This is a genomic window from Hydrogenovibrio sp., from assembly GCF_965140365.1.
Lineage (GTDB): Bacteria > Pseudomonadota > Gammaproteobacteria > Thiomicrospirales > Thiomicrospiraceae > Hydrogenovibrio.
The window spans coordinates 555,631-577,072 of sequence record NZ_OZ223196.1 but is presented as its reverse complement, the minus strand read 5'-3'; the positions used below and the strand labels follow the sequence as shown (position 1 = coordinate 577,072).

20 protein-coding genes are annotated in these 21,442 nt (G+C 47.7%); 8 read left to right on the top strand and 12 right to left on the bottom strand.

The genetic code is table 11. The features are described from left to right. Position 1: 1 nt before the first annotated feature. Positions 2-307 carry a BolA family protein gene (locus tag AC0KH7_RS02725; protein ID WP_472370470.1) on the bottom strand — a complete coding sequence of 102 codons (306 nt, stop codon included), beginning with the start codon at positions 305-307 and terminating at the stop codon, positions 2-4. Positions 308-392: 85 nt separating this feature from the next. Between AC0KH7_RS02725 and AC0KH7_RS02720 the strand changes: the two genes are divergently transcribed. Continuing rightward, positions 393-920 carry a DsrE family protein gene (locus AC0KH7_RS02720; protein WP_225972382.1) on the top strand — a complete coding sequence of 176 codons (528 nt, stop codon included), beginning with the start codon at positions 393-395 and terminating at the stop codon, positions 918-920. Positions 921-1,012: 92 nt separating this feature from the next. On the opposite strand, the gene AC0KH7_RS02715 is transcribed toward AC0KH7_RS02720, so the two are convergent. Then, positions 1,013-2,257: a TsoY family (seleno)protein gene (locus AC0KH7_RS02715; RefSeq protein ID WP_472370468.1), complete on the bottom strand. Its 1,245-nt coding sequence runs from the start codon at positions 2,255-2,257 to the stop codon at positions 1,013-1,015. Between the two features lie 222 nt (positions 2,258-2,479). Next, positions 2,480-3,313: an ion transporter gene (locus tag AC0KH7_RS02710; protein ID WP_472370466.1), complete on the bottom strand. Its 834-nt coding sequence runs from the start codon at positions 3,311-3,313 to the stop codon at positions 2,480-2,482. Positions 3,314-3,611: 298 nt separating this feature from the next. On the opposite strand from AC0KH7_RS02710, the gene AC0KH7_RS02705 reads away from it, so the two are divergent. Further along, the gene (locus AC0KH7_RS02705; RefSeq protein ID WP_472370464.1) at positions 3,612-3,863 is read left to right on the top strand and encodes a 2Fe-2S iron-sulfur cluster-binding protein; all 252 of its coding nucleotides are present in this window, start codon (positions 3,612-3,614) and stop codon (positions 3,861-3,863) included. Positions 3,864-3,961: 98 nt separating this feature from the next. Here AC0KH7_RS02705 and AC0KH7_RS02700 read toward each other — a convergent pair whose 3' ends face one another. Next, on the bottom strand, positions 3,962-4,930 hold the full coding sequence (locus tag AC0KH7_RS02700) for a PstS family phosphate ABC transporter substrate-binding protein (protein ID WP_472370462.1): 969 nt from the start codon (positions 4,928-4,930) through the stop codon (positions 3,962-3,964). Between the two features lie 250 nt (positions 4,931-5,180). Here AC0KH7_RS02700 and AC0KH7_RS02695 point away from each other — a divergent pair, with 250 nt between their 5' ends. Beyond that, entirely contained in the window at positions 5,181-6,752 is a 1,572-nt protein-coding gene (locus AC0KH7_RS02695; RefSeq protein ID WP_472370460.1) for an inorganic phosphate transporter, read from the top strand. A 140-nt stretch (positions 6,753-6,892) separates the two neighbouring features. Here the strand turns inward: AC0KH7_RS02695 and phoR are convergent, their stop codons facing one another. The 6 genes from phoR to AC0KH7_RS02665 all read right to left on the bottom strand — a co-directional run bounded on the left by phoR (position 6,893) and on the right by AC0KH7_RS02665 (position 14,497). After that, on the bottom strand, positions 6,893-8,176 hold the full coding sequence (gene phoR, locus AC0KH7_RS02690; protein ID WP_472370458.1) for a phosphate regulon sensor histidine kinase PhoR: 1,284 nt from the start codon (positions 8,174-8,176) through the stop codon (positions 6,893-6,895). 15 nt (positions 8,177-8,191) lie between these two features. Beyond that, positions 8,192-8,884 carry a phosphate regulon transcriptional regulator PhoB gene (phoB, locus tag AC0KH7_RS02685; protein ID WP_472370456.1) on the bottom strand — a complete coding sequence of 231 codons (693 nt, stop codon included), beginning with the start codon at positions 8,882-8,884 and terminating at the stop codon, positions 8,192-8,194. Positions 8,885-8,896: 12 nt separating this feature from the next. Continuing rightward, entirely contained in the window at positions 8,897-9,631 is a 735-nt protein-coding gene (gene phoU / locus AC0KH7_RS02680; protein WP_472370454.1) for a phosphate signaling complex protein PhoU, read from the bottom strand. A 54-nt stretch (positions 9,632-9,685) separates the two neighbouring features. Continuing rightward, positions 9,686-10,504: a phosphate ABC transporter ATP-binding protein PstB gene (gene pstB / locus AC0KH7_RS02675; RefSeq protein ID WP_472370452.1), complete on the bottom strand. Its 819-nt coding sequence runs from the start codon at positions 10,502-10,504 to the stop codon at positions 9,686-9,688. 67 nt (positions 10,505-10,571) lie between these two features. Beyond that, positions 10,572-12,218 (bottom strand): phosphate ABC transporter permease PstA, encoded by a 1,647-nt coding sequence (pstA, locus tag AC0KH7_RS02670; protein ID WP_472370450.1) that lies wholly within the window; start codon positions 12,216-12,218, stop codon positions 10,572-10,574. A gap of 11 nt (positions 12,219-12,229) precedes the next feature. After that, positions 12,230-14,497, bottom strand: a complete 2,268-nt coding sequence (locus AC0KH7_RS02665; RefSeq protein ID WP_472370448.1) for an ABC transporter permease subunit — start codon at positions 14,495-14,497, stop codon at positions 12,230-12,232. A gap of 513 nt (positions 14,498-15,010) precedes the next feature. Between AC0KH7_RS02665 and glnA the strand changes: the two genes are divergently transcribed. After that, on the top strand, positions 15,011-16,417 hold the full coding sequence (gene glnA / locus AC0KH7_RS02660) for a type I glutamate--ammonia ligase (RefSeq protein ID WP_472370446.1): 1,407 nt from the start codon (positions 15,011-15,013) through the stop codon (positions 16,415-16,417). Positions 16,418-16,726: 309 nt separating this feature from the next. Further along, positions 16,727-17,704 carry a putative transporter gene (locus AC0KH7_RS02655; protein ID WP_472370443.1) on the top strand — a complete coding sequence of 326 codons (978 nt, stop codon included), beginning with the start codon at positions 16,727-16,729 and terminating at the stop codon, positions 17,702-17,704. A 105-nt stretch (positions 17,705-17,809) separates the two neighbouring features. On the opposite strand, the gene AC0KH7_RS02650 is transcribed toward AC0KH7_RS02655, so the two are convergent. Beyond that, positions 17,810-18,001, bottom strand: a complete 192-nt coding sequence (locus tag AC0KH7_RS02650) for a zinc-finger domain-containing protein (RefSeq protein ID WP_472370441.1) — start codon at positions 17,999-18,001, stop codon at positions 17,810-17,812. Positions 18,002-18,030: 29 nt separating this feature from the next. Further along, positions 18,031-18,957 (bottom strand): branched-chain amino acid transaminase, encoded by a 927-nt coding sequence (locus tag AC0KH7_RS02645; RefSeq protein ID WP_472370440.1) that lies wholly within the window; start codon positions 18,955-18,957, stop codon positions 18,031-18,033. A 196-nt stretch (positions 18,958-19,153) separates the two neighbouring features. Here AC0KH7_RS02645 and AC0KH7_RS02640 point away from each other — a divergent pair, with 196 nt between their 5' ends. From AC0KH7_RS02640 to argF, 3 genes are read left to right on the top strand one after another with little or no spacing between them, the layout of a single operon-like run. Beyond that, positions 19,154-19,348 carry a hypothetical protein gene (locus AC0KH7_RS02640; protein WP_221173941.1) on the top strand — a complete coding sequence of 65 codons (195 nt, stop codon included), beginning with the start codon at positions 19,154-19,156 and terminating at the stop codon, positions 19,346-19,348. After that, a complete protein-coding gene (locus tag AC0KH7_RS02635) occupies positions 19,293-20,474 on the top strand; it encodes an acetylornithine transaminase (RefSeq protein WP_472370438.1) in 1,182 nt (393 codons plus the stop codon). The genes AC0KH7_RS02640 and AC0KH7_RS02635 overlap by 56 nt, the downstream gene beginning before the upstream one ends. Positions 20,475-20,505: 31 nt before the next feature. Next, entirely contained in the window at positions 20,506-21,408 is a 903-nt protein-coding gene (gene argF, locus AC0KH7_RS02630) for an ornithine carbamoyltransferase (RefSeq protein ID WP_472370436.1), read from the top strand. Positions 21,409-21,442: the final 34 nt, after the last annotated feature.

Sequence of the window (21,442 nt, the reverse complement as noted above, 5' to 3'; positions counted from 1 at the left end):
TTTACGCATTGCTGCCGCCTTTGCAAAGCGGCGAGTCCGCGACATCCGGGCGGGCTTCCCATTCCGCCAGGCTGAACGTATGCAACGCCAGCGCATGAAATTGCGGCATTTCATCGCTCAGCGCTTTGTACACCGCCTGATGGCGTTTGACTTTCGACACACCGCCAAACTCCGCCGCCACCAAGGTGAGTTTGAAATGTGATTCATCCGCCGGGCCGGAATGCATGTGGCTTTCGTTTTCCAGTTGCAGAAAGGTGACATCAAATGCGTCTTTCACTTTGTTTTCAATTTGTGTCTGTAAGCTCAACTTATAATCCTCTATAAAATATCTCTTTCAGATTGTCCGAATCATGAAGAGTATAATGGTTTTCGAATTGAATCAGGAGATCACTATGCGATTAAACACGCAACTCAACCGACTCATCCCTTTTGCCTTGCTGATGTGCTTGGCGTTGGGCGCGCAAGCCTCCGCAGACGGTTCCGCCGGAAACGACGGCAAACTGAAACCGGTTCCGGAACTGCAAGACCCACCGTCTGACCGTTTTCCGGGCGACCCGGCCGAACACCATGCGGTTTATATGTGGAACAAAGCCGACCCGGCCTACCAGCACAGCATTTTGAATTCCATCCAAGCGATGATCAAACGCTACGGTGATAATGTCGATATCGCGGTGGTCGCCATCGGCCCAGGCATTCATGTATTGGCCAAAAAGCCGCAACGCGAAGTGGAACCCCTGACCTACGAACGCGTCGCCAGCTTCGCCAAAGACTACAATGTGCGCTGGATTGCCTGCGGTAACACCATGAACACCCTGCATTGGACCGACAAGGACATGCGCCCATTTGCGGAATATTCCGAGGTGGGGGCCGCGGCCTTAATGGAACTGCAGGAAGAAGGCTATAAACTGTTGGTCTGGTAAATTTTTACTGCACAGCCAAGCCGATAGCAAAAAGCACCTTTTCAGGTGCTTTTTTTTTGCATTTTCACTCTATCCGATTTTAACCGATGGTTTCATCGCGGCTCAGGCATCACCATAAAACCGGGAGCTTTGTCGGTCGTTGCCCGCTCAAACTTCAGAAAACGATGCATCCGCAGCAAGCGCAATAGAAAATAGATGGTGGTTAACTGCACCATAATCAACGGCACCCACAACGCAAAATAACCGGAACTGCCGAATTCCACCAGGCCTGAGTACACCAAGCCGATATTCAGCCACAGCACCAGCTGCACTTCAAAAGCAAACCCCGGGCACACCATCGCAAAGGACGACGCATCCGAACGATTTTCCGCCATCTGCTTGAAAAAGCCACTGCGTTTCATCACCATCAAGCCAAACAAACCGACCAACACCGAAATGCCCGCGCCAACCGTGAATACCAGCAGGTGATAATTGACATTACGCTCCAACTGCAAGGCATGCATATTAGCAATATCCGCGCGATATAACCCCACCACGAACATACCGATAATCACCACCGGCAACAACAATGTCACGGATGCAGATGCCGAAATGCCTTGTTTGAACATGGATTTAAAGCCCAGCATCAATTTGATGCCCGCCAAAATCGCCGTCATTCCCATCACGATGTAGGACAAACTCATGCCAATCAAGGCAATCCACGGCACTTTGGAGAACCCTAAGGCGCCCAACCCCACGGCAATCATCGCAAATGAGAAAATGGCAATCAACTGCGACAGGTTGGCGTTTTCACTGAAATCCAGGTTGCCATTCACCAAGCGCAGCCAATACACCGAAAAGATTTTCAACGCCAAGACCAGCATGGCGATGAAATACACCCCGGCGCCGACAAACAAGAAGTCGATTAATTGCGCCCGAATCCCCATCCAGGTCACTGGGTCAAACAGCCCCGGAATGAACAAAGCGCCAAGAATAAAAAATACATTCATGGTCATGGTAAGGGTCAAGGGAATCGCCATTAACTGAACTTCCTTATTGGACGCTTTTAGGGCGGTGTATTCGGCACTCTGTCGAAAACGGTTGAATCCCCTGAACCACCGGAACAGTAAAAAGAAATGCAAGGAAGCGGACAAAATAATGCCGCCGATGTAAGTTTGAATCAACAGATTCAACGCATCGGTTTTCCCGAAATGATTGGCGAGCAAGGTATTGAAGTCGATAAACGCATTGCCCGGATGGGCAGTCATATAGTTAACGACAAAAAAGAACGAGGCGGTCATCCCGGCCGCACCCAGCGGCGCGAGGATGTGTAAGATTTGGAACTGAAATGGTTTCATGACTAACTCCTTATTGAGATAACTTTCCAACACTTAACTTCACGACAATGATTGTTAACGGCCGGAAAGCGCCCGTGCCGTGTTCCTCGTCACACGGATTGAGCGATAATAAGTTCTAGTTAGCGTTTTTATGTATATATAAGAAATAGCTTATATAAAATCTTTCCCCATATCAACCTTTATTTATATATAAATTTATTTTATAACAGGCCGTCGACCGACTTAAGGACGAGTTTCGCTGCGTTCCGCCAGTAAGCGATCCAACTTTTCATGTAAAGCGGCCATTTCAGTCTCCAATCGGTCCTGGTAGGCTTGTTCCTGCTGATGAACAACCTCTTCTTCCTCGGCCAGCATTTTTTTATGCTCTTCATCCAGCACTTCCACCACTATCCCGATCATCATGTTCAGGAAAACGAATGCCGAGAAGAAGATGAACGTCAGATAATAAATCCAACTTAAGCTGTACACCGCCATGGTTTCGTACATCACATCCGTCCAGTCCTCAAAGGTGGCGACTCGGAATAGGGTCAACAGCGAAATGCCCAAATCGCCCCACAGTGTCGGGTTAATGTCGGCAAACAACAAATTACCGATGACAGCGTACAGATAAAAGATAATGAACATCAACAGTGCGACATACCCCATGCGCGGCAAGGCGGTAATCAAAGCGCTAACCAGCACTCGCAGTTCCGGAATAAACGAAATCAAACGCATGACCCGGAACAGACGCAGCATCCGCGCAATCAAGGCATACTCGGAATCGTCCAACGGAATCAAACTCACCACCACAATGGTGAAGTCAAAGACATTCCAACCTTTCTTAAAGAAGTCTTTCAACCGGTCTTCCGCCGCCATTCGAATCAGGATTTCAATCAAAAAAAACACCGTCACGCCATAATCCATGACCCACAGGAACGTGAGCGCCGTTTCCGGTAGATTGTAAGTGCGCACCCCGATCAGAAGTGACGAGAGGATAATCACGGAAATAACAAATAACTCAAACGCCTTGTTGTCGCGAATGTGTTGAAATTTAGACTGAAACGCTGTCCACGTCATAATCACCCTTCCATTAAAATAAATGATTAACCAAATAAACCAAGTTTATAAATTGACGTTATTTTACTGCAAAGAATGGGATTTGAATTGTTAAAATAAAACTTCTTAGAGAGCTTTGTACGGGTGGGACGCGAGTAAAAAATGAGATAGAATTTTTCTGAATTAGGCGGAAAACGACGCTAATAGCGAGCTATTAACGAGTTTTTCAACGACATTCAGGAAAATTTTAGCCATTTTTAGCCGTGTATCCATCTCGTGCAAGGCTCTCTTCTAACACGCTTAACAAAGGTCAAAAACCATGCCTAAAATTAAAGTATCAGGACAAGGAGAATGTGAATTTGACGGCCAGTTTTCATTACTGGACGCATTGGACGACGCCGGGTTTGATATGCCCTACAGTTGTCGCGGCGGCAATTGCGGTGCCTGCGAAGTACGGTTGGTTTCCGGTGATGTAGAAGAAATTCAGGATCCGGTCTATGAAACCGATAACGGTTATATTTTGACGTGCAGCGTGATTCCCTTATCGGACATTGAAATCGAATTGGTTTAATGGGTTCGCAGAAACTGAAAAACCACCGGCCCCGGTGGTTTTCATCTCAAACGAAAAAAGCCCTCCGAAGAGGGCTTTTTGACAAGGATAACAAGTAATTACTTGTTGATGATCGCGCGGTATTTCTCAACCATGTTTGCTGGTAGAGGAATGTAACCGTCTTTCACGACATCTTGTTGACCTTTTTGAGAAAGAACCAAGTTCAAGAATTGTTTCACGACTGGCTCAAGAGGCTTGTTCGGTGCTTTGTTGACGTAAACGTAAAGCACGCGCGCCAAAGGATAAGTACCGTTCAACGCGTTCTCAGGCGTGGCCGCTACAAATTTACCGTCGTCTTTCTTAGAAAGCGGAACCGCTTTAACACCGGCTGTTTTATAACCGATACCGGAATAACCGATGCCGTTCAAAGAAGATGTAACGGATTGAACAACGGAAGCCGAACCTGGTTGCTCGTTTACAGAAGACTTGTAGTCACCTTTACAAAGCGCTTTCTTCTTGAAGTAACCGTAAGTACCGGAAACGGAGTTACGCCCGTAAAGCTGGATAGACTTATCTTTCCACGCACCTGTCAGACCAACACCACCCCAAGTTGTGATATCGTTTTTCGAACCACACTTACGCGTTGAAGAGAAGATCGCATCCACTTGTGGAATCGCCAAGCCTTTGATTGGGTTGTCTTTGTTGACGTAAACCGCTAACGCATCGATTGCAACACCGATTGCAGTAGGCTTATAACCGTGTTTTTTCTCGAACATGGCCGTTTCTTTAGACTTCATTTTACGGCTCATAGGACCGATGTTAGAAGTGGATTCCGTCAATGCCGGAGGAGCCGTTGAAGAACCAGCGGCTTGAATTTGAATATTGACGTTAGGATAAGTACGTTTAAACTCTTCAGCCCAAAGCGTCATCAAGTTCGCCAAGGTATCGGAACCAACAGAAGACAAGTTACCGGAAACACCGGAAACTTTTTTGTATTCTGGAATAGCAGAATCCACACCGGCAGCATAAACAGTGTTAGAAATCACGGCGGTCGCAAGACCCATTGCAATTAGTAGATTGCGTTTCATTACTTCTTCTCCTAAAAAATAGAAAGTATTTATCTTTATAGACAGGAAGAATTATGAAGCGCTGGCGTAACATCCAAATGAAACAAAAATGACAGTTATGTGACACATTTCAAACCCGCCCGACAGGCCTGAAAACTCACCATACATCAAATATATTGCAATATATTTGTCACATTATCCCAATCGTCATGTAATTTTTTATACAATTCCTGCTTGTCAGAATCGCTCAAATTGAAAAGAGAGACACTCAATGGAATTTCGGGACATTAATGACATAGAAGACGCCACCAGCAAAAGCCGAAAGGAGATGTTTCGATTCGGCTCCGCCCTGCTCTTCATCATCCTCATCATGCTTTTCTCCGCCAATTTGCAACTCGGAACCGGAACGGTCAGTGTTGAATTGGTGATTGCCGCTATGATCGGCGGCTACATGGCCATGAATATCGGCGCCAATGACGTGGCCAACAACGTCGGGCCGGCGGTGGGCTCCAAAGCGTTGACCTTAACCGGTGCCATCATCATTGCAGCGATATTTGAATCCGCTGGCGCCTTGATTGCCGGTGGCGACGTCATCAGCACCATTAAAAAAGGCATTATCGACCCCGACCTGATTGAAAACGGCGACACCTTTGTCTGGCTGATGATTGCCGCACTCTTATCCGGTGCCATCTGGCTGAACCTGGCCACGGCCATGGGCGCGCCGGTATCGACGACTCACTCGATTGTTGGTGGCGTACTGGGTGCCGGTATTGCCGCCACCGGTTGGGAAATCGCCAACTGGGATAAAATGGGAGCCATTGCCGCCAGCTGGATTATCTCGCCGGTGATCGGCGGCCTGATCGCCGCCATGTTCCTGCTCTGGATCAAACGCAGTATTACCTATCAGGACGATATGCTCACCGCGGCCAAAAAGATGGTCCCCATCCTCATTTCCGTTATGGCTTGGGCCTTTTCCACCTATTTAATTTTAAAAGGCCTGAAGAAGATTTGGCACACGGACTTTTTAACCGCCTCGCTGGTTGGGGTCGCGATTGCATTCGTTATCTACCTGGCCGTCCGTCCGATGATCGCCCGTCAAGCCATTGGCCTAAAAAGCAGTAAAGCCAGCGTTAACACCCTGTTTACCATTCCATTAATCTTTGCCGCCGCTCTGTTGAGTTTCGCCCACGGGGCCAATGACGTTGCCAACGCCGTCGGCCCGCTGGCGGCCATCAATGATGCCGTACAAAGCCACGAAGTCTCTACCAAAGCGGAAATTCCGCTGTGGGTCATGCTGATCGGCGCCATCGGTATCAGTTTAGGCTTGCTATTGTTCGGACCGAAGCTGATTAAAACCGTCGGTTCGGAAATCACCGAACTGGATCAAATGCGGGCCTTCTCGATTGCCATGGCGGCCGCCATCACAGTGATTCTTGCCTCGCAATTGGGCTTGCCGGTCAGCTCCACCCACATTGCCGTGGGCGGGATTTTTGGTGTCGGCTTCCTGCGTGAATACCTGAAACGTAACTACGCCAAGACCCTGCAACAGATTCGTGACCACCACGAGGGGGTTAATCAAGCGGAAATCGAACAATACATCGACCGTTTCAGCAACGCGAGCTTGCAAGAAAAGAAAACCATGCTGGCGGAACTCAAACAACATAAAGCCGAAGTGGAGCTGTCCAAAAAAGAACGTAAATCGTTGAATAAGGTGTATCAAAAAGAATTGGTCAAGCGCTCCGCTTTCTTGAAAATCGTCGCCGCCTGGGTGATTACCGTGCCGGTTTCCGGCATTCTCGCCGCGATGATTTACTTCACCATCCGCGGGATGATGTTACCCTAAAATGATGTTGCCGTAAGCCATCCCCCTTTCGAAGCGTCAACTGAACATTCATTTCAACCAGGCCTGGTGATTCCATCATTCCCGCCAGGCCTGGGCATTTTCTTTGTTGATTAACCTTCCAACCAACACCGCTACTTATGTTAATGCACCGCTTTCTTACGCGGAAAATCACAACGGAAAGTTGAGCCTTTGCCATATTGGCTTTTAATCACCAGCTTGGCCTCATGGCGCTCCAAGATATGTTTGACAATAGCCAACCCCAAACCGGTTCCACCTGTGTCGCGTGAACGCGCCGTATCCACTCGGTAAAAACGCTCCGTCAAACGACTGATGTGTTCCTGAGAAATTCCGATGCCGGTATCTTCCACCTGAAAATGCGGCCCTTTTTCATCTTCATACCAGCGCACGGTGATTTCCCCTCCGTCCGGCGTATAACGAATGGCATTGGAAATCAGATTCATCAACACACTTTTCAACGGTTCCTCATAGCCTTTCAAGGCCAAGCTTTCGTCCAACTCGAACGTAAAGGTGTGTTTCCCCTGACTCATCTGGGTGGCATCTTGCTCCATCTTTTTGAGAATTTGTGCAATGGGGACGGTTTTCTCTTTATCCACCAGTGTCTCCGATTCCATCGCCGATAACGTCAAAAGGTCGTTGATAATGGACTGCATGCGCTCCGATTGATTATGCATCTGTTCCAGCGGCTTTTCCCAAATCGAATCCGGCTCCTGACCGTCCATCATCACTTCGATATAACCGTTTAAAACGGTTAAGGGCGTGCGCAATTCGTGCGAGGCATTGGCAATGAAATCACGGCGAATTTGCGCCAAATTGTAGAGTTCGTGAATGTCTTTAACAATCAGCAGCTTATGCGCCTGAAAATACGGAAACAACTTTAAACTGAACACCCGCTGAATGCCGTTCAACGACGACAAAATCACCGATTTGTCATAGACACCCGCTTTGAGGTATCGAATGAAGTCCGGGTGCCGTAATAGGTTTTCGATTTTGCGGTGCGTATCGCTGTGTTTCAGCTTAAACAGTTTTTTGGCGGAATTATTGAACCATTCAATTTGATTGGCTTCGTTGAGCGAAATAATGGCGTCCGGCACCGTCATGGAGGCGGCGAGAAATTGTTCGGATTTATAAAATTGCAGGTCGGCGTGTTTTTCCAGCGAGCGCTGTTTACGTGAGACTAGGTACCCCAGTTCACCCCATAATCCGGAGCCAGGCGGATAAGACACATTGGGCGTGCCTTTCATCCAAAGTTCGAAACGATAGATACTGTAAAGCTGACGAGCCATGTAGAACAGCACATAACCGACAAACGTGGCCATCCACCAATCGGTCACCCATGCGATGAACAGTGCCAACCAAACACTGGTGATGATCCAGGTGAGTTCCCGCGTAATTCCTTTTGACACTGAATCGTTTTCCTCTTAATCAACAGAGAAACGATAGCCAGCACCTCTCACGGTTTGAATCGTATCAGAGGCCCCGACGGGCTCCAATAGTTTTCTGAGACGTCGAATGTGAACATCGACCGTTCTTTCCTCGACCACAACATTCTCCCCCCAGACCTGATCCAATAGTTGGACCCGTGTATAAACCCGGTTGGAGTGCGTCATAAAAAAGTGCATTAACTTGAACTCTGTTGGCCCAAGTTTAACTTCTTGGTCATTGACTGTAAAACGGTAACTGGACAAATCCAGTTTCAAATCGCCGGTTCGAACCACATCCAAGGCATTCTTTTCAGGCGATTGACGGCGCAAAAGCGCTTTGACGCGCGCCACCAACGCACGCGGCGAAAAAGGTTTGACCACGTAATCGTCGGCTCCGGCTTCAAAGCCTTGCACCTGATCGTTTTCTTCCCCACGCGCCGTCAGCATAAGAATGGGCGTACTGGCGATCTGGTCGTTTTGACGGATACGCTGAGCCAGCGAAACACCGGAAACCCCCGGCAGCATCCAGTCCAACAATACGCAATCCGGCTGGTGCTCCAACAACATTTTCCAGCCTTGCTCTGCATTCGGGGCTTCGATGACTTTGTAATTCGCTGCTGTTAAGGTGAAATTCAACATGTCTCGAATCGCGGCTTCATCTTCAACCACTAAAATGCATTGCTCTGTCATAAGTCTTTCTCACTAAGATTCCAGCGTGTTTAGAAATTCATCCAAACGATCACTGTCTAGGTTACGCATATCCATCCCCTGAACCAGGTAGATGATACTTTCCACAATGTTTCGGGCATGATCCGATACACGCTCGGATGCGCGCAACGCAATGATCATTTCCATCAAACATTCTACTTGATCCGGCATTTCTTTCAGAGAGGTTTTCAAATCCACCATGGCTTTGGCAAAAATGTCATCGATCAATTCTTCTTCCTGAATGATTTTACCAGACCCTTCAGTGGAAACACGAGCAAACGAATCCAAAGCGGTTTTCAACATGGCGTTGGAGCGAGTCGAAATATCCATCAACTCAACATAGCCCGGCAATTCGGCGCACTTCACTTCATGCTCTTTTCCGAACACGATGACCATTTTCGCGATTTTAACAATCTCGTCGCCCATACGTTCCAGGTCGATGGCGATGCGAATGGCGGCAATAATCAAACGCAAATCGGAAGCCGTCGGTTGCTGGCGCGCCAATACTTTCGCACACAAACGGTCGATTTCCATTTCCGCTTTGTTAATCGCTTTGTCAAACGCGATGATTTCCACCGCTTTTTCGGTATCGCCGCTGCCTAAAGCGACCAACGCCGTTTCGAACTGACGCTCAACCATCCCTCCCATTTCCAGAATGTGGTTGAACAAATCTTCCAGATTACGGTTCAGCATTTCCGAAATGTGTGAGCTGAATTCTTGTTTTTCCATGTGATGATTCTCCTGATTGTTCTTATAACGATACTCAACCTAATGCAATTTCACTTAACCATAACGACCGGAAATGTAATCTTCGGTGCGTTTTACTTGCGGATTCGTGAACAGAGAGTCGGTATCGGTATATTCGATCAAATCTCCCATGTACATGAATGCGGTATAGTCCGACACACGTGCCGCCTGCTGCATGTTGTGCGTGACGATCAAAATGGTGAAGTCCTTTTTCAGCTCGAAAATCAACTCTTCAATCGCCAAGGTGGAAATCGGGTCCAAAGCCGATGTCGGCTCGTCCAACAACAAAACTTCCGGCTTGATGGCAATGGCACGCGCAATACACAGACGCTGCTGCTGACCACCGGACATGCCCAAAGCATTCTCTTCCAAACGGTCTTTGACTTCTTCCCAAAGTCCCGCCCCTTTCAGAGCCCATTCCACCGTTTCATCCAAAACATTCTTATCACTAATGCCTTGCAAGCGCAAACCGTAACAGACGTTCTCGTAAATGGATTTTGGGAAAGGATTCGGTTTTTGGAACACCATGCCCACACGACGGCGCAATGCCGCCACATCCATATGCTTGCTGTACATGTCATCGCCGTGCAGCAGCATATCGCCTTCCACACGTACAATGTCGATCAAATCGTTCATACGATTAAAACAGCGCAATAAAGTGGACTTCCCGCAACCGGACGGCCCGATAAAGGCTGTTACCCGGTTTTGCGGCAGTTTCATATTGATGTTTTGCAGGGCTTGCTTGGAACCGTAAAACAAATTCCAATCCTTCACTTCAATCGCCATTTTTTCGTTGTCCAAGTGCATACCACGATGATCACGGTCAATCGAAATATTCATATTCTGTTCAGTCATAACAACATTCCTATTCTAAAATTCTATTGCAATAATCCACCAGGCCTGGCCATTTTCCATCAGGCCATTAGTTATCCAGGGCTTTGTACTTCTCTCTCAGCTTATTACGGATCGTGATCGCTCCGAGGTTCAAACCGACGATAATCAACACCAACAATAAAGACGTGGCATAAACCAGCGGCTGAGACGCTTCAACGTTCGGGCTTTGGAAGCCGACGTCGTAGATATGGAAACCCAGGTGCATGAACTTACGGTCCAAGTGAATAAACGGTGCGTTCAAATCAATCGGCAGTTCCGGTGCCAATTTGACTACACCCACCAACATCAGCGGTGCCACTTCGCCCGCGGCACGTGCCACCGCCAGAATCAAACCGGTCATAATCGCCGGCATCGACATCGGCAGGACAATTTTCATAATGGTTTCGGACTTGGTTGCGCCCAACGCCAGGCCGCCCTCACGCAAGGCACGTGGAATACGGGACAAGCCTTCCTGCGTGGAAACAATCACCACCGGCAGGGTCAACAGCGCCATGGTCAAGGACGCCCACAGCAACGCCGGTGTCCCGAAGGTCGGACTCGGCAAGGCATAACTATAGAAAAGTTCGTCAATACTGCCGCCGATAATGTAAACGAAGAACCCGAGGCCAAAGATACCGAACACGATAGACGGCACCCCCGCCAGGTTATTAATGGAAATTCGCACCGTTCTCAGCAAAATGCCGTCTTTGGCGTATTCGCTCATATAAACGGCGGCAATCACGCCCATCGGGGTCACGAAAATGGCCATCAAAATAACCATGGTCACCGTCCCGACAATCGCCGGGAAAACGCCGCCTTCGGTGTTCGCTTCACGCGGATCGTCAATCAAGAAATGCCCGATGGACGTAAAGAAGAATCCAACCTGTTCGGCAAACGTCATATTGTTCGGCTGCCAGAAACGCACAATCGATTTAACCGGAACGTGGATAAACTTATTACCCGCAATCTGCAACGTGACCTCACCCAAATTATTGGACTGGCGATACAGCACCTTCAACGTATCTTGCTGATCGTTAAAAGCTTGCTTTAACTTGGTACGTTCAGCGTCGAATTCCGCTTGCTTTTGCGCCGTATAATCGTCGCTCGCTTCCAGACGTTTCTGGTCCAAGCGTAATTGTTCGAGCTGATAGTTGATCCCACCGATCACAACTTTTTCGATGTAGCGAATCTGATCGTGCAAATCCAAACCACTGTCGACCAACTGTTGCATCATCGGTAAAACATTGTCGCCCCGGGCAATGATTTTGCCATCTTGCTTAATGTGCTCCAAATGACCGTAGACATTCCCCCACTCATAGCGTTCCACCACGGTGACGCCATCATCCAAAATGTCTTGACGCCCAACGATATTGGCCGAGTTAATCCAACGGAAATCAATACCGTACACATCACGGTTTCCGACTTTCAGCAGATATTGCGGGATTCGGACGATGCCGTCCTCGGCATCCGAGTCTTTAAACTCTTTGCTTTTGACTTCATGCAATTCGCCGACCACTTGTTCAATGTGGCCGTTATTAGTTTTCACTTCATATTCATAAACTGGGTGCGGCCAGAAATGCACCAACCCTCGGAAGGAAATCATCAACAGCAAACCGACAACCAACACCACACTGATACTGACAGTCGACGCACTAAACCAAACCCAATGTTCGCCTTTTTTGAACCATTCTTTCATGTCAATATCCTTTATAGTGAGCCATACTTACGGCGCATGCGTTCGCGCACCACTTCTGCGAGCGTATTGAAAACAAACGTGAAAATAAACAAGATCAGACCGGACAGGAACAGCACGCGGTAATGCGAGCTATACAATTCCGCTTCCGGCATTTCCACCGCCAGGTTGGCTGACAGCGTCCGCATGCCTTGGAAAATATTCACATCCATCAACGGCGTGTTGCCGGAGGCCATCAATACAATCATCGTTTCCCCGATGCCGCGTCCGAAGCCCAGCATAATGGCCGAAAAAATCCCCGGGCTGGCCGTTGGCAACACAACGCCAACCAAGGTTTGCCAGCCGCTGGCACCCAGCGCCAAAGACCCGTTGACTAAATAACTTGGCACGTTATAGATGGCATCCTCCGCCACCGAGAAGATGGTCGGAATCAAAGCAAAGCCCATCGCAAACCCGATGACCAATGCATTACGCTGATCGAAATCAATGCCTGCACTGGACGTCAGCCAGTGACGCATATCACCGTGGAAGAATAGGTTTTCGATCGGTGAGCTCAATGACAGCGCAAACCAACCCAAAAAGAGCACCACCGGCAACATCAGCACGGCGCGACGCCCAGTCGGAACCAGCAAGCGTAGAGGTTCCGGCAGACGAGACCAGGCGAAACCGAATAAAAGTATCCCTATCGGCACCACCAGCAATACGGCAAAAAAACCGGCCAAATGCGATTCCATATAAGGTGCCAGCCACAAACCGGCTAAGAACCCGAGAATAACCGTCGGCAAGGCTTCGATCAACTCGATGGTCGGCTTGATGAATTGGCGAGTTTTGTTGTCCATAAAAAACGCGGTATAAATCGCCGCCAGGACGGCAAGCGGTACGGCAAACAACATGGAATACAGTGCCGCTTTAATGGTGCCAAAGGTCAATGGCACCATGGAAAATTTTGGCTCAAAGTCGGCACTGGCGGAGGATGACTGCCAGGTATAACTCGGCTCTTCATAACCTTCGTACCAAACTTTACCCCACAAACTTGAGAAGGACACATCCGGATGTTCGTTTTTAATATCGTAATTCAGAATCTGACCGTCGGCGGTTTCCACTAAAGCGCCATTACCGCGCTGGGCCATGAGCAAGAAATTCAACCCGGTATTCACTTTAACCGAGGCCAGATGCCGTTCCGCCGTAGCGTTGTATAAATTAATCTCACCGGAGCGGTCCAGTGTTACAAACCCTTTACGACTATGTTCAATGGCAATAAAATTGACCGGTTTTTTATCCACGTTAAAGTCACGAATAAATTCCAAACGGAAGTTGTTGTTATGGTCCCGAACCGGGAACCACTGCAACACACGCCCTTTTGAGGTCCCCACCATTAACGAATATTCACCTAATAAAAAACGCAAAGAAGCGATTTGCTCGTCACCATTCACCAAGTTGACTTTCTGCAACAAAACCGGCTCGCTCAGGTTCGACAAATCATAATAAAGTGTCGCGCCGTCTTTGGAGACCAAGTACAGGTTGCGCATATTGCCCCCCATCATCAGCCAGTCCACCGTCATATTATTCGGCACCTCGCCCTCGGCGTACTCTTCCAGAGCGACATCGTCCGACAGCATGGATTCAACCTTATCGTACTGTTTCACGAAAACATGCGACCCGCCCGCTTGCTGATAAGCCACGACCAATTGCGAGTCACTGACCCGCGCCGCCACTTTCGTAATCGCGCGGTCACCCAAAATCAACGGCGACTGACCAAATGGAAAAGTCAACGCGGGAGTCACCTTGCGCTCGTTATTCGGGTAGGTCACGTTATAACCGTATTTCGCCAGCAGCACCCCGCCATTGGACAAGCCGAACGCCATTAACTTGTCTGACTCATTCACGCGCGTAAAACTGGTGACGGTTTCCCCATTCAGAGGCAATTTGGATTGCGTCAAAATGTGTCCATTATCGGCATTGAACCCGATTAACTGACCGGATTCGGTAATGCGCATCGCGGTTTCTTTATATTCATCCATTCCGTAAAAAAGCGTTTTTTCCTGATTTCCGCCCGGCAACGCATAACTTGAATGTTCTTTGACACTGGCCGGCATAAACAAAGGGGCCACCACGTAAACAAGGAAAAACATAATCAGCAGTACCGACAAAATAACACCGACACCACCGATTGAAATACTGGAAGCCCACCCTTTATCGACAAGGTTTCGGCGTTTGATACGCTTTTCAAACTTCGGCCCTTTCAAGGCCTGTTCAAGTGCTTTCTGCGCTGACTGATCCATCCAAAATTCCTAGGGAGTGATTTAAGATGGGTAGATGATAGCTTTTCAATGTGACAAAAAGATTAAAATGACAGAAAGGTTAAACTCCAAAATAATTTGCCCAATTAAACCGCTTCTCATTTCAAACGGTTTATTCCAAAATGCACCAAAACAATTCACACTGCACCAATACAAATAAAAAATTTTGCGTCTCTGAACAACAACAACACAATTAATAAGAGTATTTTTTCTTGTCTATCAAGGACTTAAAAATCTTTAAAAAAATATTGGCATTCTGGCATGGTTCCAGCTATTATCAACAGGACAAAATTTCACGAAACTTGGCGAATCCCAGCGGAATTTTCCGGGTTTTAGATGGTTGCACCAAACACATAATTCGAACGTAATTTTTAAATTCAACGTGCGATTTTAGCGCCTTCAGAAGCATAACCGACACCATCCAGCCAAGCTGACGTATCGCGCGATGCTTTCAGAACCACTTCGCATTTTTCAACAATCTAAAAGGACACACTTATGTCGCAAGAAATTTTTGATTTAATCAAAGACAATGACGTTAAATGGGTAGATCTTCGCTTTACCGACACACATGGTAAAGAGCAACATGTCACCATCCCGGCCGATAGCGTGGATGAAGACTTTTTTGCGGACGGTGAAACTTTTGACGGCTCATCCATTCAGGGCTGGAAAGGCATTAACAACTCCGACATGATTTTGATGCCACAAACCGATGGTTTCTACATGGACCCATTCACCAATGATCCAACGTTAATCATTCGAATGATGATTGTTGAACCTTCCACGATGGAAGCTTATGAAAAAGATCCTCGCGGCATCGCGAAAAAAGCCGAAGCCTATTTGGCTTCCACCGGCGTTGCCGATACGGCTTTCTTCGGTCCAGAGCCAGAATTCTTTATCTTTGACGATGTCCGCTGGGGTGCAGACATGTCCGGTTCATTCGTTAAAATGCATTCCGGCGAATCCGCTTGGGACTCTGAAAAAGTGTATGAAGACGGTAACATCGGTCACCGTCCTAAGGTAAAAGGCGGTTACTTCCCAGTACCACCGGTTGACCAATTACACGAAGTCCGTGCGGACATCTGTGCCATGGCTGAAGCCATGGGTCTGAAACTGGAAGCGCACCACCACGAAGTAGCCGCAGGCGGGCAATGTGAATTGGCCGTTGCCGGTAACACCCTAACAGCGAAAGCCGACGAAGTGCAAATTTTGAAATACGCGGTACACAACACCTGTAACGCGCTTGGTAAAACAGCGACTTTCATGCCGAAGCCAATTGTAGGTGACAACGGTTCCGGCATGCACATCAACATGTCTTTGTCGAAAGGTGGCAAAAACATTTTTGCCGGTGATGTTTACTCTGGTCTGTCCCAAGAAGCCATTTGGTATATCGGTGGTCTGATTAAGCACGCACGTGCGTTGAACGCCTTCACGAACCCTGGCACCAACTCTTATAAGCGTTTGGTTCCAGGTTTTGAAGCGCCAATCTTATTGGCTTACTCCGGTTCAAACCGTTCCGCTTCGATTCGTATCCCTTACGCGCCGTCTGAAAAATCACGTCGTGTTGAGTTGCGTTTCCCAGATGCGACTGCAAACCCATATTTGGCGTTCGCCGCTTCCTTAATGGCTGGCCTTGACGGTATCATCAACCAAATCGATCCAGGCGAACCTTCTGAGAAAGACCTGTATGATTTGCCACCGGAAGAAGAAGCGACCTACAACACTGTCTGTGCTTCCCTAGAAGAAGCCTTGGCTGCTCTGGACGAAGACAGAGAGTTCTTGAAAGCCGGTGGTGTATTCTCCGACGAAGCCATCGATTCTTACATTGAGCTGAAAATGGAAGAAGTCACTCGTATGCGTGCGACGACTCACCCAATCGAGTTCGACATGTACTACTCTCGTTAATCTGAAGATAATTAAGAGTTCACACATAAACCCGCCTAGCGCGGGTTTTTTTGTGCCCCACGAAACCACGTCACAGGCACTCATCAAGGAAGTCTTAAAAAAGCTTCAAAAAAGCGTGAATACTTCCAACTTTTTGTTTTCAAAAAATCAAAAAACATTACACTTTACGAGAGCTTTTCACGAGTAGGACGCGAAGAAAAAAATGAGAGAAAATTTGGCTGATCTTAGCCATTTTTACTTGTGTAACTATCTCGTGCAAAGCTCTCTTTACGCTAAGCGGCATGAACGCATCAAAACACAAGGAAAATCATGTTAAAAAGCTTCTTCTGGAACAAAGAATGGGCTTTGTGGGCTTGGGGTGGCCTGTTTTTACTCATTGCCGTTACCTGGCTTCAAGTCCATCTAACCGTCTTATTGAATACCTGGTACGGGCAGTTCTACGATATTTTACAAAAAGCCAATGATATTAAAGCCTTTTGGCAAAGCATGATTGATTTTTGCTACATCGCCATTCCTTACATTTTTATTGCCATGTTTTCTTTTTATTTTGCCCAGCACTACTCTTTTCGTTGGCGCCAAGCCATCACCTATCACTATCTACCCCACTGGGAAACAACCCCACATTCTATAGAAGGGGCATCACAACGGATTCAGCACGACACCTACGAATTTGCCAAGCATTTGGAAAGTTTGGGGTTGGGGCTATTCCGAGCAATCTTAACACTGATCGCGTTTATTCCAATTCTTTGGAGCTTATCCGATAAAGTCAGTCTGCCTTTTTTAAACGGCATAGACGGCTCCTTAGTATGGATTGCACTCCTCACCTCTGTCGGCGGCATTCTGATTTCTTATGTGGTAGGCATTAAATTACCTGGCCTGGAATACAACAACCAGAAAGTTGAGGCCGCGTATCGAAAACAATTGGTTTACTCGGAAGATGACAAGACCTACGCTAACATGATTTCACTCACCGAATTGTTTACAGGGTTACGCATCAACTATTTCAGAATGTTCAACCACTATTCCTATTTCACACTCTGGAGCTCGCTTTACGGGCAGGTTATGATTATTCTGCCCTATTTACTGATGGCACCATCACTTTTTACGGGGGCCGTCACGCTCGGTATTGTTACTCAAACCGGGAACGCTTTTGGAAAGGTAAATGACAGCTTTTCTTACTTAATTGATCGTTGGACGGACATCACAAAATTCATTTCTGTTATCAAACGGTTACATGAGTTTGAAAAACACTTAATTCATAAAACATTTGTAGAAAAAATAGACTGAAAAGTCGCGCAAAGTTCCATCACACCTAAAGCGTGAATCAACCTTTAAAACAAAACAAAAACGACCAGGCCTGGTCGTTTTTTCAATAGGTCACAAACCGCTCGATTAATGACTTTTATGATTCGGATCCCAATCCTTCAGCACATATTCCGTCCCACAATATGGACATTTCGCCTTCCCCGTCTCTTCAATCGGCAGCATAACCTTTGGGTGGGAGTTCCACTGCTCTTCCCCGGACATCGGACAGGTCAATGGCAAATCATCATAAGTGACTTCAATAACAGTTTGTTTACTCATAAATCTTCTCTTACGTTTTAGTTCGTTTATCAGGCGACCGGTGTCAGCCAATTCAAATGGGCTTCAGAACGACCGTGAACCACATCAAAATATTTGGTTTGCAGCATTTCCGTCACCGGCCCACGCGAACCTTGACCAATCACACGATTATCCAACTCACGAATGGGCGTCACTTCGGCGGCGGTGCCGGTAAAGAACGCCTCATCGGCAATGTAGACTTCATCACGCGTAATGCGTTTTTCACGCACTTCATACCCGGCGTCTTTCGCCAACTGCATAATGGTTTTTCGCGTGATGCCATCCAATGCGGCCGTCAATTCCGGCGTGTAAATCACCCCGTCACGCACCATAAAGAAGTTCTCGCCGGACCCTTCGGAAACATAGCCTTCCGTATCCAATAACAACGCTTCATCACAGCCGTGGCTGACCGCTTCTTGCAACGCCAACATGGAATTCATGTAAGAACCGTTGGATTTGGCCTTGGTCATGGTGACGTTCACATGATGGCGCGTGAAAGACGATGTGGCAATCTTAATGCCTTTTGTCAGGTTTTCTTCACCCATGTAAGCGCCCCACTCCCAAGCTGCGACCACCACATGCGCTTTCAGGTTATCGGCACGCAACCCCATGCCTTCTGAACCGTAAAACACCATCGGACGAATATAAGCTGATTTCAAATCATTTTCGCGCACCGCGGCGCGTTGCGCTTCATTCAATTCTTCTTTGGAAAACGGCATGGGCATATTCATGATTTTCGCGGAATTAAATAAGCGATCGGTATGGGCTTCCAAGCGGAAAATAGCCGTTCCTTGTTCGGCGGCATACGCTCTTACCCCTTCAAACACCCCCATACCATAATGTAATGTATGAGTCAGAACGTGAGTTTTTGCCTCCCGCCAATCCACCATTTCACCATCCAGCCAAATCAGGCCGTCGCGATCACTCATTGTTTGCATTGCACGATTTCCTTATATCTAAATTTTTTATATTGGGTTTTCCAGATCGATTCTGACATCGATTTTATTCGGGGCTAATTCTTGTTATTTTATCCTAAATCGGATTTTTCATCATCACGATTTATATGACTTTCATAGACTTGATCCCCGGTTTCGCCGGAATTTCACTACAATTTTGCTTGAAATTACGGAGCATATGATTAAAATCATTCTTTTGAATTTAAAAATAAAAAACCGATTCGATTCAAAAAAGCAATCCCAAGCCCGTCTTGCGATTGCTTTTTTGTTTTCAAAGACCCTTTTATTGAAAACGCTGGAAAAGAATAATAACGACAATGAAAACATCACCGCATTTAATGAACACTTACGCCAGACTGCCGGTTTGCTTTAAATCCGGTAAAGGCGCTTGGCTTTATGACGAAAACGGCCAAAACTATTTGGACGCCATCAGTGGCATTGCCGTGTGCAGTTTGGGACACGCCCACCCGGAAATTTCCGAAACCATTTGTGCCCAGAGCCGTGAATTGATTCACACCTCCAACTTGTATTGCATTGAAAAACAAGCCGCTCTGGCTGAAAACTTGATTGAAATTTCCGGCATGGAAAAAGTGTTCTTCTGCAATTCCGGTGCTGAAGCGAATGAAACCGCCATTAAAATCGCGCGCAAATATGCCCATCAGCAACACATTACCACGCCGAAAATCATCGTCATGGAGAACAGCTTCCATGGTCGAACGCTGGCGACGCTGTCCGCAACCGGCAATAAAAAAGTGCAAGAGGGTTTTGCACCTTTAGTGGAAGGGTTCGTACGAGTGCCATTCGGAGACGCGGAGGCGATTGACGCCATGAGCGACGATGCCGACATCGTGGCCGTTTTGGTCGAACCCATTCAGGGTGAAGGTGGCGTCAACATTCCACCTAAAGGGTATTTAAAAGCCATACGGGACATTTGTGACCGCAACAACTGGCTCATGATGCTGGATGAAATTCAAACCGGCATCGGCCGTACCGGTAAATGGTTCGCCCATCAGCACGAAAACATTCAACCGGATGTCATGTCGCTGGCGAAAGCCCTCGGCAATGGCTTACCGATTGGGGCCTGCCTGGCCGGACAAAAAGCGGCCGATATTTTAGAACCCGGCAACCACGGCACGACCTTTGGCGGCAACCCGCTGGCTTCCGCAGCAGGCCTGGCCGTTTTAAAGGTTATGAAAGCACATAACTTCATCGAGCATGTCGCCAATAAAGGGCACGAAATCTTAACGCGCTTTCAATCGGCTCTGGGCGACAACCCATCGGTCAAAGACGTTCGTGGCCTTGGCTACATGATCGGCATTGAACTGGACCGCCCATGCGGCGATCTGGTGGCTCAGGCACTGGAACAGCACGTCCTGATCAACGTCACACAAGGCAACACCATTCGCTTGCTACCGGCTTTTGTCATGTCCAACGACCAAACCGATCAACTGATTGAAACCGTCGTCAAACTCGTCAACCAATTCACCCGGCAAGATTAACGTTCTTGCCAGAACGGAAAGAAGACAGCTTATGAGCATTAGACATTTTTTAACCTTAAACGACCTCTCCAGCGAGGAGTTGAATCAACTCCTGTTGCGAGCCGTTGAATTAAAGAAAATTCAAAAATCGGGCGACGTTTTCGAGCCGCTGAAAAACAAAACGCTGGCGATGATTTTCGAAAAATCCTCGACCCGCACCCGTATCTCATTCGAAATCGGTATGAGCCAACTGGGCGGTCACGCGCTGTTCCTATCCCCCAAAGACACGCAACTGGGACGTGGCGAACCGATTGAAGACAGTGCTCGTGTCATTTCCAGCATGGCGGATGGCATTATGATTCGTACCTTCGGACACGATGTCGTGGAAAAAATGGCTGAACACTCTCAAGCGCCGGTCATCAACGCGCTGACCGACGACTTCCACCCATGTCAGTTGCTCGCGGATATGCAGACCTATTACGAGCACCGCGGCCACATTGCCGGTAAAACAGTATTGTGGGTGGGCGATGGTAATAATATGTGTCACTCTTACATTAATGCCGCCAAACAATACGGTTTTAATCTGCGCATTTCGACACCGGACGACTATGAACCGAACTCCGAACTGGTTGCGGCCAATCAAGACCGAGTGGAACTGATTCGCAACCCGATGGATGCCGCCGAAAATGTGGATTTAGTGGTCACCGATGTCTGGGCCAGCATGGGCCAAGAAGAAGAACAGAAAAACCGCGAACGCGCGTTTAAAGACTATCAGGTCAACAGCGAATTGATGGCACAAGCCAATTCGGACGCTTTATTTATGCATTGTTTGCCAGCCCACCGTGGCGAAGAAGTCTCCGCCGAGGTTATGGATGCAAAAGACAGTGTGGTCTGGGACGAAGCCGAAAACCGCTTGCACGCTCAAAAAGCGCTTCTGGAATTCTTAATGGCATAAATAAGCTTTAAACCGCCTGACCAATCGCCCAAAA

Bases quoted from the DNA above. Each gene is read 5' to 3' on its own strand.
- AC0KH7_RS02640 (WP_221173941.1), top strand. From the start codon at position 19,154: ATGATTAAAATCATTCTTTTGAATTTAAAAATAAAAAACCGATTCGAT.
- AC0KH7_RS02700 (WP_472370462.1), bottom strand. From the start codon at position 4,930: ATGAAACGCAATCTACTAATTGCAATGGGTCTTGCGACCGCCGTGATT.
- AC0KH7_RS02720 (WP_225972382.1), top strand. From the start codon at position 393: ATGCGATTAAACACGCAACTCAACCGACTCATCCCTTTTGCCTTGCTG.
- AC0KH7_RS02645 (WP_472370440.1), bottom strand. From the start codon at position 18,957: ATGCAAACAATGAGTGATCGCGACGGCCTGATTTGGCTGGATGGTGAA.
- phoU (WP_472370454.1), bottom strand. From the start codon at position 9,631: ATGGAAAAACAAGAATTCAGCTCACACATTTCGGAAATGCTGAACCGT.
- pstA (WP_472370450.1), bottom strand. From the start codon at position 12,218: ATGAAAGAATGGTTCAAAAAAGGCGAACATTGGGTTTGGTTTAGTGCG.
- AC0KH7_RS02635 (WP_472370438.1), top strand. From the start codon at position 19,293: ATGAAAACATCACCGCATTTAATGAACACTTACGCCAGACTGCCGGTT.
- AC0KH7_RS02665 (WP_472370448.1), bottom strand. From the start codon at position 14,497: ATGGATCAGTCAGCGCAGAAAGCACTTGAACAGGCCTTGAAAGGGCCG.
- AC0KH7_RS02650 (WP_472370441.1), bottom strand. From the start codon at position 18,001: ATGAGTAAACAAACTGTTATTGAAGTCACTTATGATGATTTGCCATTG.
- pstB (WP_472370452.1), bottom strand. From the start codon at position 10,504: ATGACTGAACAGAATATGAATATTTCGATTGACCGTGATCATCGTGGT.
- phoB (WP_472370456.1), bottom strand. From the start codon at position 8,884: ATGACAGAGCAATGCATTTTAGTGGTTGAAGATGAAGCCGCGATTCGA.
- AC0KH7_RS02710 (WP_472370466.1), bottom strand. From the start codon at position 3,313: ATGACGTGGACAGCGTTTCAGTCTAAATTTCAACACATTCGCGACAAC.
- AC0KH7_RS02705 (WP_472370464.1), top strand. From the start codon at position 3,612: ATGCCTAAAATTAAAGTATCAGGACAAGGAGAATGTGAATTTGACGGC.
- AC0KH7_RS02715 (WP_472370468.1), bottom strand. From the start codon at position 2,257: ATGAAACCATTTCAGTTCCAAATCTTACACATCCTCGCGCCGCTGGGT.
- AC0KH7_RS02655 (WP_472370443.1), top strand. From the start codon at position 16,727: ATGTTAAAAAGCTTCTTCTGGAACAAAGAATGGGCTTTGTGGGCTTGG.
- glnA (WP_472370446.1), top strand. From the start codon at position 15,011: ATGTCGCAAGAAATTTTTGATTTAATCAAAGACAATGACGTTAAATGG.
- argF (WP_472370436.1), top strand. From the start codon at position 20,506: ATGAGCATTAGACATTTTTTAACCTTAAACGACCTCTCCAGCGAGGAG.
- AC0KH7_RS02695 (WP_472370460.1), top strand. From the start codon at position 5,181: ATGGAATTTCGGGACATTAATGACATAGAAGACGCCACCAGCAAAAGC.